This window comes from Aquisalinus flavus (genome assembly GCF_014640095.1).
GTDB classification, from domain to species: Bacteria; Pseudomonadota; Alphaproteobacteria; order Caulobacterales; family Parvularculaceae; genus Aquisalinus; species Aquisalinus flavus.
On record NZ_BMGH01000001.1, the window covers coordinates 2,687,407 to 2,703,239 of the forward strand.

A 15,833-nucleotide genomic window follows, 5' to 3' on the forward strand; every position below is an offset into this window, starting at 1 on the left:
CCCTGTCAGCGCCCTGATCGAAACGCGGCAAGCTCGGCCAGTGCCTCGTAGAGGCGGTCCTGTTCCAGCGCATGGTGAAGATAAGCCAGCATGTCGGCATCGTCGCTGCCATACAGATCGCCCGCAAGCGACAGCCACGCATCGGTCGCCAGCAGCTCCAGCGCCATCTCGTTGTCATTGGAATATTCCGTACCCAGCGCAGTGAAGTGATAGTCGGTCACGCTCAGCCCGGCCCGTTGCGCTTCCATGAAGGCATAGCGCAGCTCCAGCAGCGTCTCGCGCGTCCATACCGGCGCGTAGGCGCGATTGGCATAGAAGACGCGCAGATCGTCGAGTTCCTGAAAGCGCTCGCCCATATAGGTCCGGTTGCCCGCATCCGGATGGCCGAGCAGGCGCTCCATCACCAGCGGCGAGGGCGCGGCGGCGGCCGGCGACAGGCCCGGCGCCAGGCCAAGGGTCGTAAACAGGACGATGAAAGCGATAAGGCGTGTCATACCGGGACTCTCTTTTTCTACACGCCCCTAGGGTAGCAAGCGCCATGCCCGCCCGCGCAGATAGAAGCACGTGTCGCGCCGTCGGGGTTTCACAGCCGCGGCGCTCGCCCAAGGCTACAACCATCCGTAGCTGCAGAGTTGACCCGAGCCAGCAGCATGGTAGATACGACGTCTGAATCCATCTTCACTGTCGGGAGTTAAGACCATATGGCTGAGACGAGCCTCAAGACCGGCATGGCCAATCTCCCGACCGTCGACACCATCCAGGCCCTGCTGTCATCGCCGGATGACGCCGTTCTGGTGCGCAAACCGGAGACGACATTCGAGTGCCGCAAGCCGGTGCGGATCTACAATTTCAATTATGACAATCAGATCGCCAATGCCGCGGGGGCGCCCCGCGTGGCCCAGATGGATCACTGGGAAGACGAGACATTGCAGCTTCCCCCGCTGACCGTGTCCTGCCTGCACGATGCCCGGATCATGGGCGGCCGGATCGGCTCGCGCAGCGGCACCCGGCACCGCGATGGCCAGCTCCTGTTGACCAGGAAGCAGCAATTGGTGCCGAACTCCTTCGCCATCATGGATGGCGGTTATACGCTGCCGGAGAGCTATGTCCTCGGATCGACGCTGGAAGAGCCGTTCGAGCTTCAATGCCCCGAGCCGGAGGGCCGGCTGGAAGGGACCTATTTTCATCTCGGCAGCATTCACAATCATTTCGGTCATTTCCTGCTGGAAGGCCTGACACGGCTCTGGGCGCTGGAACTTCTCGAGGCTGCCGGACAGGATTGCCGGTTCATCATGTATGAAGGCCAGCTCCAGCCCTATCAGGAGGAAATCCTCGCGCTGGCCGGTGTCGATGCCGATCGCATCGTCCATGCGCCGCACGCCACCACGGTGGAGCGCCTCATCGTGGCCGATCCCGCCTATCGCACCCATCGCTGGGTGCGCAAGGAGCAGGATCGGGTCTGGGACAGGATCGCCTCCGGCATCCCGGCAGAAGAGGACCCGCAACGAAAGATTTTCCTGTCCCGGGCGCGGACCACCGACCGGCCGCTTGAGAACAATGACGAGGTCGAGGCGCTGTTCGCGGCGGCCGGCTACGACATCGTCTCTCCCGAGACCATGTCGCCGACCGACCAGATTGCCATGGTCCGCCAATGCAGGTCCCTTGCAGGGTGTGTCGGCAGCCAGATGTATCTCGCCGGGTTCCAGCCGAAAGGCGGCAGAAACGTCATTCTGGCGCCCAAGAATTTCTACCTCAAGGACGACGCGCTGATTTCGCATTTCAGGCATCACCGTCTCTCGGTCATCTTCGGTGACTATATCGACCTCAGCGCCCCCAAGCCGGAGAGAAGCTGGACCTGCCCGACGGAGGATATCCAGCGCTGCCTCGAACTCCATAGCAAGCGGGACTAGCGCGCGTTCCTCTTTTGTTCTTGACGGCTTGTTCACTCGCGTCTAGGCTGATGGGCAAGAGAGGAGAGCGCCATGGTTGCCGAGGTTACAGCCTTTGCCTTCGAGGGGATCGAAGCCCGCCCGGTGCGCGTCCAGGTCCAGCTGACCGGCGGCGCCAACAATCATTTCACCATCGTCGGCTTGCCGGACAAGGCTGTGAACGAGGCGCGCGAGCGTGTGCGCGCGGCCTTTTCCGCGATCGGGCTGGGCCTGCCGCCCGAGCGCATCTCCGTCAATCTCGCTCCTGCAGACCTGCCCAAGGAGGGTAGTCATTTCGACCTGCCGATCGCGCTCGCCCTGTTGATGGAAATGGGTGCCGCGCCAAAGGACCTGGCGCAGGGCTTCGCCGTGATGGGCGAGCTCGGCCTCGACGGCTCGATCCTGCCGGTCAATGGCGCGCTGCCCGCGGCGGTCGCCGCCAACGGGCTCGATCTCGGCCTGATCTGCCCCGCCGGCAATGGCCCGGAAGCAGCCTGGGCCGGGGGCGATGCGCAGATCATCGCCGCCTCGACGCTGATCCAGCTGGTCAATCATTTCAAGGGCACCCAGGTGCTGGCGAGCCCGCAACCGGGCGATCTCGCCCCCGGCCCCGCCGTGGCCGACCTGAAAGACGTCAAGGGGCAGGAGACGGCCAAGCGGGCACTGGAGATTGCGGCCGCCGGCGGCCATAACCTGCTGATGGTCGGCCCGCCCGGCTCCGGCAAGTCGATGCTCGCCTCGCGCCTGCCCGGCCTCCTGCCGCCGCTCTCGCCCGCCGAGATGCTGGAAGTGTCGATGATCCAGTCCCTTGCCGGGCTGATCCGCAATGGCTCGATCTCCCGGGCGCGGCCCTATCGCGCACCGCACCACTCCGCCTCGATGGCGGCGATGGTCGGCGGCGGGCTGAAGGCCAAGCCGGGCGAGGCGTCGCTGGCCCATAACGGCATCCTGTTCCTCGATGAATTGCCCGAGTTTACGCCGCAGGTTCTCGACAGCCTGCGCCAGCCGCTGGAGACGAGCGACGTCGTCATCGCCCGGGCCAACGCCCATGTGCGCTATCCGGCCTCGTTCCAGCTGGTCGCGGCAATGAACCCGTGCCGCTGCGGCCATGGCAAGGCGTCGGGCCGGGCCTGCGGGCGCGGCCCGAATTGCGAGCAGGTCTACCAGTCGCGCGTTTCCGGCCCGTTCCTCGACCGCATGGATCTGATGATCGAAACGCCGCCGGTCACGGCCATGGATCTCGCCGCGCCGGCCAATGGCGAGGCAACGGCGACGGTCGCGGCACGGGTCGCCACCGCGCGCACCGCGCAGGAAGAGCGCGCAGGCGCGCTCGCTGACCCGAGGGATGTGCGCCCGCGCACCAACGCCAAGCTGTCCGACAACCTGCTGGAACGCGTCGCTCAGCCCGATGACCAGGGCGCGGCGCTGCTGGCCCGCGCCGCCGAAAGCCTGTCCCTGTCGGCGCGGGCCTATACTCGCATTCTCAGGGTTGCCCGCACCCTCGCCGACCTTGACGGGGTCGACGGCATCGCCCGGCGCCACATTGCCGAGGCGATCAGCTATCGCCAGCGCGATGCCGCAACTGGCATGGCACCGCCCGCCTTTTCGTCGGGCGGCAACAGCCTCAAGACCACTGAATGGCGGACTGGCGGGCGCTAGATAGGCCGTATAAGGAAATTACGGTTAAGCACGCTTAACCGTCTTTCATTACACTTTTTCAAAAAGTCTAGCTTTAGGATGAACCCTGATGGAGGGGTTCCCTGAATATGGACCTGACGGAAACGACCATAGTGGATGCCATGCCCGACCTCGTCGCCCTGATCGGCGGTGACGGCGCCTGCGTGCATGTCAATCCCGCCTTCTGCGAAGCCTTTGGCGGGGCCGCCGCCGACTGGCGGGGGCGCAGGATCGACCTTGACCAGCTTGCACAGGACAGCGCTGCGCCTTGCATCGACTGGCGCCGGACGGAGACAGGCGACGGGCTCTCGATCCATTCCGGCCGCATCATCGACGAGGGTGCGCCGATGCGCCGCCTCGCCACGATGACCCACGAGATGCGGACGCCGCTGAACGGCATTCTCGGCATGGCCGGGCTGTTGATGAAAACAGATCTGGACCCGAACCAGGCGACCTATGCCGAGGCGGTGTACGAGTCCGGGTCGGCTCTCCTGACACTGATCAATGACATTCTCGATTTCTCCAAGATCGAGGCCGGCCGCCTCGAACTGGAGCAGGCGCCGTTCGACCCGCGCGCGCTGGTGCAGAACGTGGTCGAATTGCTGTCGCCCCGCGCCGGCAACAGCAATCTGGACATCGGTTCCTATGTAGCGCCATCCGTCCCGATACAGATCATCGGCGATGCCGCACGACTGCGTCAGGTCCTTCTGAACCTTGCCGGCAATGGCGTGAAGTTCACCGAAGCGGGCGGCGTCGCCATCGAGATGCACGCCGATGAAGAACCCGACGACCGGATTTCCCTGCGCATCGATGTCGTCGACACCGGCATCGGTATCGACGCCGCGGATCTCGATTCCGTCTTCGACGAGTTCGCCCAGGCAGGTCCGGCCGGGGAACGCCAGCAGGAAGGAACGGGGCTTGGTCTCGCCATCGTGCGCAAGGTCGTCCGTGCCATGGATGGCGACGTGACGCTCGAAAGCACCCCCGGCAAGGGCAGCGTCTTCTCGGTGACGATCCCGATGCGCAGAGCGCCGGGCGTCCATGCGCCGCAGCGCCTCTCGCCGATAGACCGGCCGGTCATCGTGCTGACGGACTCGCCGATCATGGCGCGGACACTGCGCGCCCAGCTTGCCGTGGCACAGGTGCGCAAGACCTGCATCACCCGCGACCCCGAAAAGGCCTCGGCGCTTCTGAAGCGGACGCAGGATGCGATCCTGCTCTGCGACCGGGCGATGGCCGATGCGCTGTCGGCGGACCTGATCGCGGCCGCCGACCGGGCGCTGGTGATGCTGTCGACCACCGCCCGCCACGAGCTGGCCGGCCTGCGCGAACGCGGGTTTGGCGGCTATCTCATCAAGCCGATCCGCCAGCAGAGCCTGGCCGAGCGCCTGCAGGCGGTCTGCGCGGCGGGATCGGTCACCGAACCATCGCAGCAGCCCCGCCCTGCGGCCCCCGGCACACGCCAGCGCCATCACGCCGCCCACGGCCGGAAGACCGAACCGGCCAATGACCGCACCTTCCGGGTTCTGCTCGCGGAGGACAACCAGATCAACGCCGTGCTCGCCAGCACCATCCTGCGCAATTGCGGCCACCAGGTCGACCGCGTCGAAAACGGACAAGAGGCAATCGAGGCGGTGTCGAGCAGCAATTATGACCTCATCCTGATGGACATGCACATGCCGTTTATGGACGGCGTCGCCGCGACCCGGCACATTCGCGGTCTGTCCGGCGGCATTGCCAACCTGCCTGTGGTCGCCCTGACCGCCAATTCCCTCACCGCCGATCGCAAGGCCTGTCTCGATGTCGGTATGGACGATTTCCTGACCAAGCCGTTCGATCCGGTCGATCTGCGCAGCATCGTCACGCGCTGGGGACCGGGCCGCGAGCACGGCCGCAACGCCGCCTGAGCGGCTTGCCGCTCCTCAGCACCTTTCTTCTGGCGCGAAGTGCTATAAGCTCTGCCCGAGTACCAGAGGAGTTAGCGCGTGGCCGATCCTGCCGCCCCCGAGAAAGACGATCCCGACACCAAGCCGTCCGGGCAAGCCGGGCCTGGAGCAGGTTCCGAAGCCGGTCCGGGCGCGGTGTCGGATGCCGTCACCATCGGCATGCTGACACCGGGCAAGCGCAGCTTCATGTTCATCCTCGGCATCGCCTCAGGCATGCCCTATGTGATTTTCACCGGCACGCTCATCGCCTGGCTGACCGAGGGCGGGGTGACCACCTCCACCATCGGCGTCCTGTCCTGGGCCGGTCTCGCCTATGCGTTCAAGTTTCTCTGGTCGCCGCTCATCAGCGCGATCAACCTGCCGATCCTGCCACGGGCTATCGGCATGGGCGGGCTGCGGCGCTGGATGATCGCCTGCCAGGCGGTGATCGTCGCCTCGCTCGTTCTGATCAGCGGGCTCGATCCGTCGCGCGGGGTTGCCATCGTCGCGCTGCTCGCCGTGCTGTCGACCTTTGCCTCGGCGACGCAGGACATCGCCATCGATGCCTGGCGCATTCGCGCCGCAGAGACGAGCCAGATGCTCGACACGCTGTCGACCGTCGTCCAGCTCGGCTATCGCTCGGCCGTCTTCATCGGCGGCAGCGGCATGCTGATCTATGCCGATATCGCCGGCTGGGGCCAGGCGTGGATCTTTGTCTCCATTGCCATGGCGATCTGTCTTGCCTCGGTCTTCTTCATTCCCGACGCGGAAGGCAATCCGGTCAAGGGCGCCGCCCGGGCGCTGCCTGAACGCCGCCGCGTTACGCTCGGCGTGTCGCTGGGCAAGGAACGGGAAAAATTCGTCTGGCCGGTGCTCGCCGTCTGGGTCACCTGCCTGATCATCCTGTTCGGCTTCATGTTCTATATGGTCACGGCCGAATCGCCGCCGAGCACGCGCAATTTCACGCTCTTTGCCGGCCCTTTCATTGTCGCGGCCTGTGTCGGCGCGCCGGTCATCGCCGCCATCATGATCCTGAAGCGCGATCCGCACCCGACCGGCGGCGAGGCCCCTGCGAGCGGCGCGACAGACCTTCTTTATACAGCCCTGCTGGAGCCGATGATCGATCTCGTCTATCGCCTGCGCTATGCCGCGATCCTGATCCTCGCCCTGGTACTGACTTATCGTTACGCCGATACGGTCTGGGGTGCCTTTGCCTATCCGTTCTATCTCGGGGCGCCGGAGACGGGCGGGCTCGCCTATACCCTGTCGGAGATCGCCTTTGCGTCGAAAATATTCGGCGTGCTCATGACGATTACCGGCACCGCCCTGGCCGGCTTCATCATCGCCGGGATCGGACGCATGCGCGCGCTGGTCATCGGCGGCATTCTCGCCGCCGCGACGAACCTTCTCTATGCGGAGCTTGCCGTCGGCGGTGCCCGCGTCGATGCGTTCATCGACTTTGTGCATTTCGACATCGTCTATGGCCCGCTGCAGGCGGCGGCGAACTGGCTGTATACGACGCCGATCCTCGATGCGCCGATCACCATCGATGACCGCATCGGCCGGCTCTTGCTGGTCATTGCCGGGGAGAATCTCGTGGTTGGCTTCGCCAGCGTCGCCTATGTCGCCTATCTGTCGTCAATCGTGAACAAGCACTACGCCGCCGTGCAATATGCGCTGCTCGCCTCGCTGACCATGCTGATCGGCGTCCTGGGCCGCGGATATCTGGGCGAGCTGATCGAGAACCGGGGCTATGCCTTCGTCTTCATCCTGACGGCCGTACTCGGCCTTGTCGGCGTTGCCGCCTCGGTCGGGGAATGGCTGCGGCAGGCGCGCATCGGCGTGGCAGACAAGCTGAAGGCCTCAATCCGCGACTAGATCAACCGGCCTTCAGATGGATCATTTGAAGGCAGGAAAGGTGATCGCTTCCAATGTGGTAGACCGGCTCCTCTGCGTCCATCCGGACGCAGGCTGCTCTAGGCTGCGTCCAGGCATTGCTGCAGCGTCATCGAGGCTGCGCCCGGCATGGTGCCGCTGATCGACAGGCTGCCGATGACCGGACGGCCGCTGTCGCTTTCCGAGATCACTGCATAAACCCGGCAGGGGCCGAGATCGTAGCGGCGGAACTCGCCGGCCATTTCCTTGCGCGTGAAGGCGGGCTGACCGACCAGGGCTTCCAGCGACGCGGCGGGCTGGCCGATATAGCTCGCCCCTGAAATGCCGGGCTTGCGTGGCGCCTGTGGCTTTGGCTGCTCGACCGGCACGGTCGCTTCCTTGGCCGGCGGGGCGGCCTGTTCTGAGACTACCGGAGCGCCATCCTTCATTTCGACCGGGGCGAGAGCCTGTTCGCTGGTCTCGCAGGCGGCGAGGGCCGCGGCGGCCAGCACAAAGGCAACGGAAAGAAATCTGTTTACGCGATATGGCATGGTCCACCTCTCTGCCCGTTATGTGCCCTCTAACGATGGTTGTCATTGTTAGTCTGCCTCTTTATGGATTGCCGCTGAACTTTCGGTAACCTCAGGAAGACTGGATATGGCCCATACCTATGATCTCGCCGCTGTCGGCAATGCGATTGTCGACGTTCTCGCCCATTGCGATGACGAGTTTCTCGTCACCCACGATATCACCAAGGGCGGCATGATCCTGATCGGCGCGGAGCATGCGCTGACCGTGTACAAGGAAATGGGCGAGACCCAGGAAGTCGCCGGTGGCTCGGCGGCGAACTCGGCCGCCTGCCTCGCGTCGCTGGGCGGCACGGCCGCCTTCATCGGCAAGGTCGGCCGCGACCGGCTCGGCGATGCGTTCAAGGCGTCGATGGAAGATGTCGGCGTCAAATTCGTCGCAGCGCCGATGGCCGACGAGACCGCGACCGGCCGTTGCCTGATCAATGTCACGCCCGACGCCGAGCGCTCCATGCTGACATTTATCGGCGCGGCGGAACATGTCAGCGAGGCGGATGTCGACGAGGATGTTATCGGCGCCGCGGCAGTGACCTATTTCGAGGGCTATCTGTTCGAGCAGCCGGTCGCCCGCAAGGCGATGGAAAAGGCCGCGACCATCGCGCGCCGGGCCGGCCGCAAGACGGGGATCACGCTGTCAGACAAGGGCTGTGTCGAGCGCCAGCACGGCAATTTCGTGCAGTTCATCAAGGACCATGTCGACATCGTCTTCGCCAATGAGGAAGAGGCCAAGGCCCTTGCCGGGACCGACAGCCTGGAGGACGCCGTCGAGAAGCTGACAGGCATTTCGCCCTATCTCGCCATCACCCGCTCCGAGAAAGGCTCGATCGTGATGGGGCCGGACAGCCCGGCGGAGGCGGTTGATGCCGTCGCCCCGGACCAGCTGGTCGACACGACCGGCGCCGGTGACGCTTACGCCGGCGGGTTCATTTTTGGCCTGACCCGTGGCATGCCGCTGGCGACCTGCGCGAAGCTCGGCTCGCTCGCCGCGTCGGAAGTCATCAGCCATATGGGTCCGCGCCCGCAGAAATCGCTGGAACAGATGGCGAAGGATCACGGGCTGATCTAGTCTATCCTGACACCGTCAAGACTATGGCGTATATTGACGCTGGAAAGATAAAAGGTCAGCCCTTGCGGCTGGCCTTTTCCTCATGGCCTGACTGGCTGGTTCGGCCTGCCAGTTTCGCCGCAATGTCGGCGGGCTCCACCCCGGCGGCGGCCATCAGCACGAACAGGTGATAGAGCGTATCCGCCGCCTCTGCGGCGAGTTCGTCCTTGTTGCCCAGAGCCCCGGCAATGGCCGCTTCCACCGCCTCCTCCCCGAACTTCTTGGCGCAACGCTCAGCGCCCTGAGCCAGCAGCGAGGCCGTATAGGAGCTGTCCGGGTCGGCGCCGCGGCGCGACTCGATCGTCTGCCAGAGGGCGTCCAGCTGTTGTCCCAGATTCCTATCCACGGGCATGCTCAGCATCGAGGCGCATGCGAAGCCCGGCAGCCGCCATATATTGTTTTGCCTGCGGAACGGTATAGGTGCCGAAGTGGAAAATCGACGCGGCAAGCACGGCGGAAGCGCCGCCATCGCGCACACCCTCGACCAGGTGATCGAGGGTCCCGGCGCCGCCCGAGGCGATGACCGGGATGTCGACAGCATCAGCAATGGTGCGGGTCAGGGCAATGTCATAACCGTTTTTGACGCCATCCTGGTCCATCGACGTCAACAGGATCTCGCCTGCGCCCAGCTCGGCGACCTGCCGGGCGAAGGCAACGGCGTCGATGCCGGTCGGCTGACGCCCGCCATGGGTATAGATTTCCCATCTGCCCGGCCCGGTTTTGCGGGCATCGATGGCAACGACGATGCATTGTGCGCCAAAGACCTGCGCCGCCTCGCGCACCAGATCCGGGTTGTTCACCGCCGCGGTATTGATCCCGACCTTGTCGGCCCCGGCGAGCAGCAGCGCGCGCACATTCTCGACCGAGCGCACACCGCCGCCGACCGTCAGCGGCATGAAGCAGCGCTCAGCCGTGCGGCTGACAATGTCAAGAAGCGTCGCCCGGCCCTCATGGCTGGCAGAGATATCCAGAAAGCACAGTTCGTCCGCGCCGGCGGCGTCATAGGCGGCGGCAGCCTCGACCGGATCGCCGGCATCGCGCAGATCCTCGAACTGGACGCCCTTGACCACGCGGCCGTCCTTCACATCGAGACAGGGGATGATCCGGGTGGTCAGCATCGAGCCTGCTCCTGCCAGAAGGGGGTGAGTGCCTCGAAATCGTGCCACGCCTCCAGGACACGATCGCCCTGCCCGATCAGACCGCGCTGGGTCCAGCCGGTGACATATCCTGCGCCCGCCTCTATCTGCAGCCGCTCCTCGGCGCCGAGATCGCTTTGCGCGACCCGCAAGACCATCTCCCGTGCGACCACCGCGTCGTTCAGCGCGCCGAATTCGTCCTGCAGCTGCGACAGGGCAGAGAGATAGGGCTTACGCTCGTCCTTGCCATATAGCGGGCGGAAGGCGTGCAGCGCATAGCGCAGCTTCTTGAGTTCAACACGAAGCGGATGGCGGGAATGGGGGGGTGCATCAGCCAGCGTCTGGCCCGTCCCCTCGACCCTGGCGAGCGCCTTGCCGAGCGCTTTCCGGGCGAAGTCCGGGGCCGGCTTTTGCAGCCTATCATCCTCGCGCCACGGGGCGCTGGCGAGATAAACCTGCAGCCGCACGCAAAAACCGGCAAAGCCCGCATCCTCGTCGACCAGCCGCATCGCGGCCCGCTTGTCCGCCTGTCGCAGCAAATCGGCCTGCCTGCCCAGTGCTTCGAGCCCGTCGCGCTCGCTGGTACCCGGCAAGTCCGTCGCGAAGATGGCAGGCAGTGTTTCCTCGACAAAGACATCGAGATCGCGGGCCCGGCCCAGCACGGCCGAAACCCGTTTCGCTTCCGCAACGAGATGATCGAGATAGTCGGCCGATATATGTTTCTTGAAAAGCTTCAGGATCGAGCGCAGGCGGCGCAAGCCGATTCGAAGCTGCTTGATCCCGTCAGCGTCGCCGAGATGAGCCGGGGCGATATTACCGAATATCTGAAATGCCGAAGCCTCCAACGCTTTTTCAAGCACGTCGGCGGCTGTTGCCTCCTCGGGCAGGTCATAGCGCGGAGCTCTGACCGGCCCGCCGAGATCTTCCTGCAACAAGGCGCGGCCGATTTGCTCCGGTGTCCGTACTGCGGGACCAAGGCCTGTTGCCTCTGCCAGAGCGATCGCAAAACCGTTCAGGTCTTCAATCTTACCGTTGTCAAGTATTAGCTCCGCCTGCCCGACGCGCTGCGAGAGGAAGCGGCCATCCTCCGGCCATGCGAACACTCGGCCCGTTTCCAGTGTCACTGTCAGAGCGCTGTCGCCATAGCGCAGCGGCACCACGCGCCGGGTCAACTCCGTACGAAGCCTCAAACGCATCCGTGATGGGGCCTCGCTTGTCTGGTCGAGCTTCAGGTTTGTCTGCATGCGCGGCAGGCCGGATTTGCCCTCGCCGCCGAAATCATAGGAAATATCGAGCGGTGCACCGTCCGGCAGCTGACCGGAAATGGTCTGCACCATGGTGCCGTTCTCGCGCTTCAACTCCATGACAATGCCCGATGAGAGCGTCGCGTCCTGCCCCTGGCTGTCGCGCCAGGTCGAGATGATATCCGCCTCGAAAGCCGGGCCGGCACGATGTGAGGTGACAAGATCGAGCGACCGGCAGGCATCGACGGCGCGCTCCTGCCCGCCGAGACGGAGCGAAGGACGTGCGCCCGGACGCGTTGCACCGTCGCGCTGCGCCTGTTCCATGATGCCGTCCATACCACTCATTCGAAATCCTTTACTTTACCGGCTTATCGGGCCGCTTCGATGGCTTCCGCTGGATCGATGCGCCCGTCATAAAGCGCCTTGCCGATGATTACGCCCTCGACGCCAGTACCCATAAGGGCAGTGACATCACCGAGAGAGGCGACACCGCCGGAGGCGACCACCGGAATGGAAACCTTTTGTGCCAGATCAGCCGTCAAATCCACGTTAACGCCGGTGAGCGTGCCGTCTCGCGAAATATCAGTGTAGATGATTGCCGCAACACCGGCATCCTCGAAGCGGCGGGCGATATCCTCGATCGTGTGCTCGGATGTCTCGCCCCAGCCCTCGGTCGCGACCTTGTCACCGTGCGCGTCGATGCCGACGACGACCTGACCGGGGAAAGCCTTCGCGGCCTCTTTCACCAGTGCCGGATCCTTGACCGCCGCGGTACCGAGGATGACGCGGGCAAGGCCGAGCTCCAGCCATTTCGCAACTGACTCCATCGTGCGGATGCCACCACCGAGCTGCACCTTCACGTCGGTCGCCTTCAGGATCGCTTCCACCGCGTCGGCGTTTGCCGCTTCACCGGCAAAGGCACCGTCAAGATCGACGCAATGCAGCCAGTCGAAACCGGCGGCCTTGAACTTTCCAGCCTGATCGGCGGGATCGTCATTGTAGACCGTCTCGGCATTCATATCGCCCCTGAACAGGCGCACGCAGCGCCCGCCCTTCAGGTCGATGGCAGGGTAAAGGGTGAGGCTCAAAATGCGGGCTCCCATGTGAGGAAATTTCTGATCAGCGCCATGCCATAGGCCTGGCTCTTTTCCGGGTGGAATTGCACGCCGAGGATATTGTCTCGCCCGACCGCGGCAACGATCCCGCCGCCATGGTCGGTCGTCGCCAGTATTTGGGCGGGGTCGTCCGGCACCATGTGATAGGAATGAACGAAATAGGCGTGATTGTGGGCCGGCCCGTCATTGGGCAGCACGTCGTGCCGTTCCCCGCTGACGACGTTCCAGCCCATATGCGGCACCTTGAAGGATTGATCGCGCGGGGTGATCTTCCTCACCATGCCCGGCAGCCAGCCGAGGCCGGGGGTAGAACCGAATTCCTCCGATCCGCTCGCCAGCAATTGCATGCCGACACAGATGCCCAGAAAGGGCCGTTTCGCCTCCAGAACGGATTTCTCAAGAGCGGGTACCATGCCGTCGACCGCCATCAGTCCGTTATAGCAGGAAGCAAAGGCCCCGACGCCCGGCAGTACAATCCGGTCGGCAGACGTCACAGCGCCGGCATCGCTCGTCACCGTCACGCAAGCGTCGAGCCCGTGCTCGACGATCAGCCGCTCGAACGCCTTCAATGCCGAGTGGAGATTGCCGGAGCCATAGTCGATGATCACCGTCTTCTGCATGGGCCACCCTTTGCCACAGAGTTTTACCGTAAGACAGGCCAAAACCGCGAAAAGACAAGAATCTTGCCAAGAAAAAAGCGCCCGCAAGGGCGCTTTCATCGATGATTCAGAGGGCCGGAGACTACATCTCTTCCGCGGCTTCCTCGTCCTTCATCTCGCAGGCGGAGATTTTTTCCAGCGTGGCTTCGGAAAGATTTTCAATGTCTTCCGGGCCCATCACCGTCATCATCTCGGCGGCGAATTCCTCGTCGCTGTCGACTTTCTTGGCGAGGCATTTGCAGTCGCTATTGCCCCCATGCTCGACCTGATACTGCTTGCAGCCTTCCTTGAACTGCTTGGCGCCTTCGCTCATCTCGCCATGGTCATCGGCGGAAACGGTGCCGAACAGCCCAAAGGCCATAGCCGCCGCGCTTGCGAACAAAACTTTCTTCATCGGATTTTCCTTCCCCTGTTAAGGCGTTGCCTCTCTCGCAACGCGTTAACCCTAACCCGGCCCTGCAGCCGTGTAACGGGTTTTTCGCACCCGCTGCTGCAGATTTAACGCATGCGTCACAAGGCGCTCAGAGCACGCCCTTGGTCGAGGGCATGGCACCGCCTTCGCGGGGATCGACGGCCACCGCCATGCGCAGCGACCGGGCAAGCGCCTTGTAGCAGCTCTCCACGATATGGTGATTGTTCTCGCCATAGAGGTTCTCGACATGCAGGGTGATGCCGGCATTCATGGCAAAGGCGTGAAACCATTCACGGAACAGTTCGGTGTCCATCTCGCCCAGCTTGTCGCGGGTGAAGCACACTTTCCAGATCAGATAGGGGCGTTTCGAGACATCGAGCGACGCGCGGGACAGGGTCTCGTCCATCGGAATATAGGCGTGGCCGAAGCGGGTGATGCCCTTGCAGTCGCCGAGCGCTTTCGCCACCGCCATCCCCATCACGATGCCCACATCTTCCGTCGTGTGGTGACCGTCTATGTGCAGATCGCCCGTGCAGCGCACTTTCAGGTCGATCAGCGAATGCCGGGAGAAGCCCTCCAGCATGTGATCGAGGAAGCCGATGCCGGTATCGACGTCATACTGGCCGGTGCCGTCGAGATTGACGGAAACGCTGATCTGCGTCTCCTTCGTGTCGCGGCTGATCTCTGCGGTGCGGGCGGTCATGATAAGCAATCCTTCTGTCGCGCCCTGACATAGGGCACGCGCCTCAGAATGGCGACAAAATATTGATAAGCGGTGAGGGTTCAAGCGTTTAAGCGCCCACGGCAGGTGGCGGCGCGATCACTTTACCCCTATCTGGCGCTTGAGACAGCGACCAGCAGCGGCTAAGGACCCTCCATGACTGATCAATTGACAATGCACGGCACCACCATCCTCTCCGTCCGCCGCAATGGCGAGGTCGCTATCGGCGGCGACGGCCAGGTCTCCCTCGGCAATACGGTGATGAAGGGCGATGCCCGCAAGGTGCGCCGCATCGCCAAGGGCCATGTCATCGCCGGGTTCGCTGGCGCCACCGCCGATGCCTTCACCCTGATGGAGCGGCTGGAGGCTAAGCTGGAGCAATATCCGACCCAGTTGATGCGCGCCTGCGTCGACCTCGCCAAGGACTGGCGCACCGACCGCTATCTGCGCAAGCTCGAAGCGATGATCATCGTCGCCGACAAGGACACCACCTTAACCATAACCGGAATCGGGGACGTTCTGGAACCGGAACAACTGGAAGGCGGCGGCGTCACCGCCATCGGCTCCGGCGGCAATTTCGCGTACTCGGCCGCGCTGGCGCTGTACAAGAACACCGACATGAACGCCGAACAGATCGTGCGCGAGGCGATGGCGATCGCCGCCAAGGTCTGTATCTATACCAATGACAGCCTGACGCTGGAGCAGATTCCAGCAAAGTCCGGCGCGTGAGCCGCCTGTTCGAAGAGCTCGACTACCGGCACACCCCGATCGGGATGATCGCCCTGCGCCGGCGCTTCTACCCGGCGCTGAACCGCGACATATACGAGATCATCCTGCGCAACGAGCATTTGATGTCGGATGTGTTCACGGCATCGGAGGTCGCCCTGGCGACACTGGGGCTCAAGGCCTGTGAGGGCGACAGGCTCGACGTGCTCGTCGGCGGGCTCGGACTCGGCTATACTGCCAGCGCCGTGCTGGAAGATGCGCGCGTCGCGTCGCTGACCATTTCCGAATATCTCGCGCCGGTGATCGACTGGCACCGACAGGGCCTTGTGCCGCTCGACCCGCCGCTGGCGGGCGATAGGCGCGTGACCTTCGCCGAGCAGGATTTCTTTGCCCGCGCCGCCAGCGCGGACGGGTTCGATGACGCACAGCCCGGGCGGCAGTTCGATGCGATCCTTGTCGATATCGACCATTCGCCGGAAGCGCTGCTCGATGAGGGCAGCGCCGGATTCTACACCTCCGATGGCCTGACCGCCCTCGCCCGCCACCTGAAGCCCGGCGGTGTTTTCGGGCTGTGGTCCGACGACAGGCCGGATGAGCGCTTTACCGGCACGCTGCAAGCCGTGTTCGCCGCCGCCAGCGCCGAGCCCGTCAGTTTTCATAACCCGCTGCAGGACCGGCCCTTCACCCAGACGGTCTATATCGCCCGCAAGGCCTGATCTCTCC

At 64.0% G+C, this 15,833-nt stretch carries 16 protein-coding genes; 7 read left to right on the plus strand and 9 right to left on the minus strand.

All coding sequences use genetic code 11. The features are described 5' to 3' along the window. Nucleotides 1–5 precede the first annotated feature (5 nt). Nucleotides 6–494, minus strand: coding sequence for a L,D-transpeptidase scaffold domain-containing protein (locus IEV88_RS12245; RefSeq protein ID WP_188158174.1), 489 nt, complete (start codon nt 492–494; stop codon nt 6–8). Nucleotides 495–701: 207 nt separating this feature from the next. On the opposite strand from IEV88_RS12245, the gene IEV88_RS12250 reads away from it, so the two are divergent. From IEV88_RS12250 to IEV88_RS12265, 4 genes are all read left to right on the plus strand, one after another. Next, nucleotides 702–1,910 carry a glycosyltransferase family 61 protein gene (locus IEV88_RS12250; RefSeq protein WP_188158173.1) on the plus strand — a complete coding sequence of 403 codons (1,209 nt, stop codon included), beginning with the start codon at nt 702–704 and terminating at the stop codon, nt 1,908–1,910. 72 nt (nt 1,911–1,982) lie between these two features. After that, nucleotides 1,983–3,587, plus strand: coding sequence for a YifB family Mg chelatase-like AAA ATPase (locus IEV88_RS12255; RefSeq protein ID WP_188158172.1), 1,605 nt, complete (start codon nt 1,983–1,985; stop codon nt 3,585–3,587). Between the two features lie 107 nt (nt 3,588–3,694). Then, nucleotides 3,695–5,512 carry a response regulator gene (locus IEV88_RS12260; protein WP_188158171.1) on the plus strand — a complete coding sequence of 606 codons (1,818 nt, stop codon included), beginning with the start codon at nt 3,695–3,697 and terminating at the stop codon, nt 5,510–5,512. A gap of 78 nt (nt 5,513–5,590) precedes the next feature. Beyond that, nucleotides 5,591–7,408, plus strand: a complete 1,818-nt coding sequence (locus IEV88_RS12265; RefSeq protein ID WP_188158170.1) for an AmpG family muropeptide MFS transporter — start codon at nt 5,591–5,593, stop codon at nt 7,406–7,408. A 98-nt stretch (nt 7,409–7,506) separates the two neighbouring features. Here IEV88_RS12265 and IEV88_RS12270 read toward each other — a convergent pair whose 3' ends face one another. Further along, complete coding sequence (locus IEV88_RS12270; protein WP_188158169.1) at nt 7,507–7,956, minus strand: hypothetical protein; 450 nt, start codon at nt 7,954–7,956, stop codon at nt 7,507–7,509. Between the two features lie 106 nt (nt 7,957–8,062). On the opposite strand from IEV88_RS12270, the gene IEV88_RS12275 reads away from it, so the two are divergent. Next, entirely contained in the window at nt 8,063–9,058 is a 996-nt protein-coding gene (locus IEV88_RS12275; RefSeq protein WP_188158168.1) for an adenosine kinase, read from the plus strand. A gap of 55 nt (nt 9,059–9,113) precedes the next feature. Here the strand turns inward: IEV88_RS12275 and IEV88_RS12280 are convergent, their stop codons facing one another. The 7 genes from IEV88_RS12280 to hisB form a co-directional block, all read right to left on the minus strand. Continuing rightward, nucleotides 9,114–9,443 (minus strand): phosphoribosyl-ATP diphosphatase, encoded by a 330-nt coding sequence (locus IEV88_RS12280; protein ID WP_229731469.1) that lies wholly within the window; start codon nt 9,441–9,443, stop codon nt 9,114–9,116. Next, complete coding sequence (hisF, locus tag IEV88_RS12285; protein WP_188158166.1) at nt 9,436–10,215, minus strand: imidazole glycerol phosphate synthase subunit HisF; 780 nt, start codon at nt 10,213–10,215, stop codon at nt 9,436–9,438. Before hisF ends, IEV88_RS12280 begins: the two co-directional genes overlap by 8 nt. Continuing rightward, nucleotides 10,209–11,822 (minus strand): CHAD domain-containing protein, encoded by a 1,614-nt coding sequence (locus IEV88_RS12290; protein ID WP_188158165.1) that lies wholly within the window; start codon nt 11,820–11,822, stop codon nt 10,209–10,211. The genes hisF and IEV88_RS12290 overlap by 7 nt, the downstream gene beginning before the upstream one ends. A 23-nt stretch (nt 11,823–11,845) precedes the next feature. Beyond that, entirely contained in the window at nt 11,846–12,580 is a 735-nt protein-coding gene (gene hisA / locus IEV88_RS12295) for a 1-(5-phosphoribosyl)-5-[(5-phosphoribosylamino)methylideneamino]imidazole-4-carboxamide isomerase (RefSeq protein ID WP_188158164.1), read from the minus strand. Next, nucleotides 12,562–13,212, minus strand: a complete 651-nt coding sequence (gene hisH, locus IEV88_RS12300; protein ID WP_188158163.1) for an imidazole glycerol phosphate synthase subunit HisH — start codon at nt 13,210–13,212, stop codon at nt 12,562–12,564. The genes hisA and hisH overlap by 19 nt, the downstream gene beginning before the upstream one ends. A 121-nt stretch (nt 13,213–13,333) precedes the next feature. Next, nucleotides 13,334–13,645 (minus strand): hypothetical protein, encoded by a 312-nt coding sequence (locus IEV88_RS12305; protein ID WP_188158162.1) that lies wholly within the window; start codon nt 13,643–13,645, stop codon nt 13,334–13,336. A gap of 127 nt (nt 13,646–13,772) precedes the next feature. Then, the gene (gene hisB, locus IEV88_RS12310) at nt 13,773–14,366 is read right to left on the minus strand and encodes an imidazoleglycerol-phosphate dehydratase HisB (RefSeq protein ID WP_188158161.1); all 594 of its coding nucleotides are present in this window, start codon (nt 14,364–14,366) and stop codon (nt 13,773–13,775) included. Nucleotides 14,367–14,540: 174 nt separating this feature from the next. Between hisB and hslV the strand changes: the two genes are divergently transcribed. Both hslV and IEV88_RS12320 read left to right on the plus strand, forming a co-directional pair. Then, nucleotides 14,541–15,113: an ATP-dependent protease subunit HslV gene (gene hslV / locus IEV88_RS12315; RefSeq protein ID WP_188158160.1), complete on the plus strand. Its 573-nt coding sequence runs from the start codon at nt 14,541–14,543 to the stop codon at nt 15,111–15,113. Then, nucleotides 15,110–15,826: a polyamine aminopropyltransferase gene (locus IEV88_RS12320; RefSeq protein ID WP_188158159.1), complete on the plus strand. Its 717-nt coding sequence runs from the start codon at nt 15,110–15,112 to the stop codon at nt 15,824–15,826. The genes hslV and IEV88_RS12320 overlap by 4 nt, the downstream gene beginning before the upstream one ends. Nucleotides 15,827–15,833: the final 7 nt, after the last annotated feature.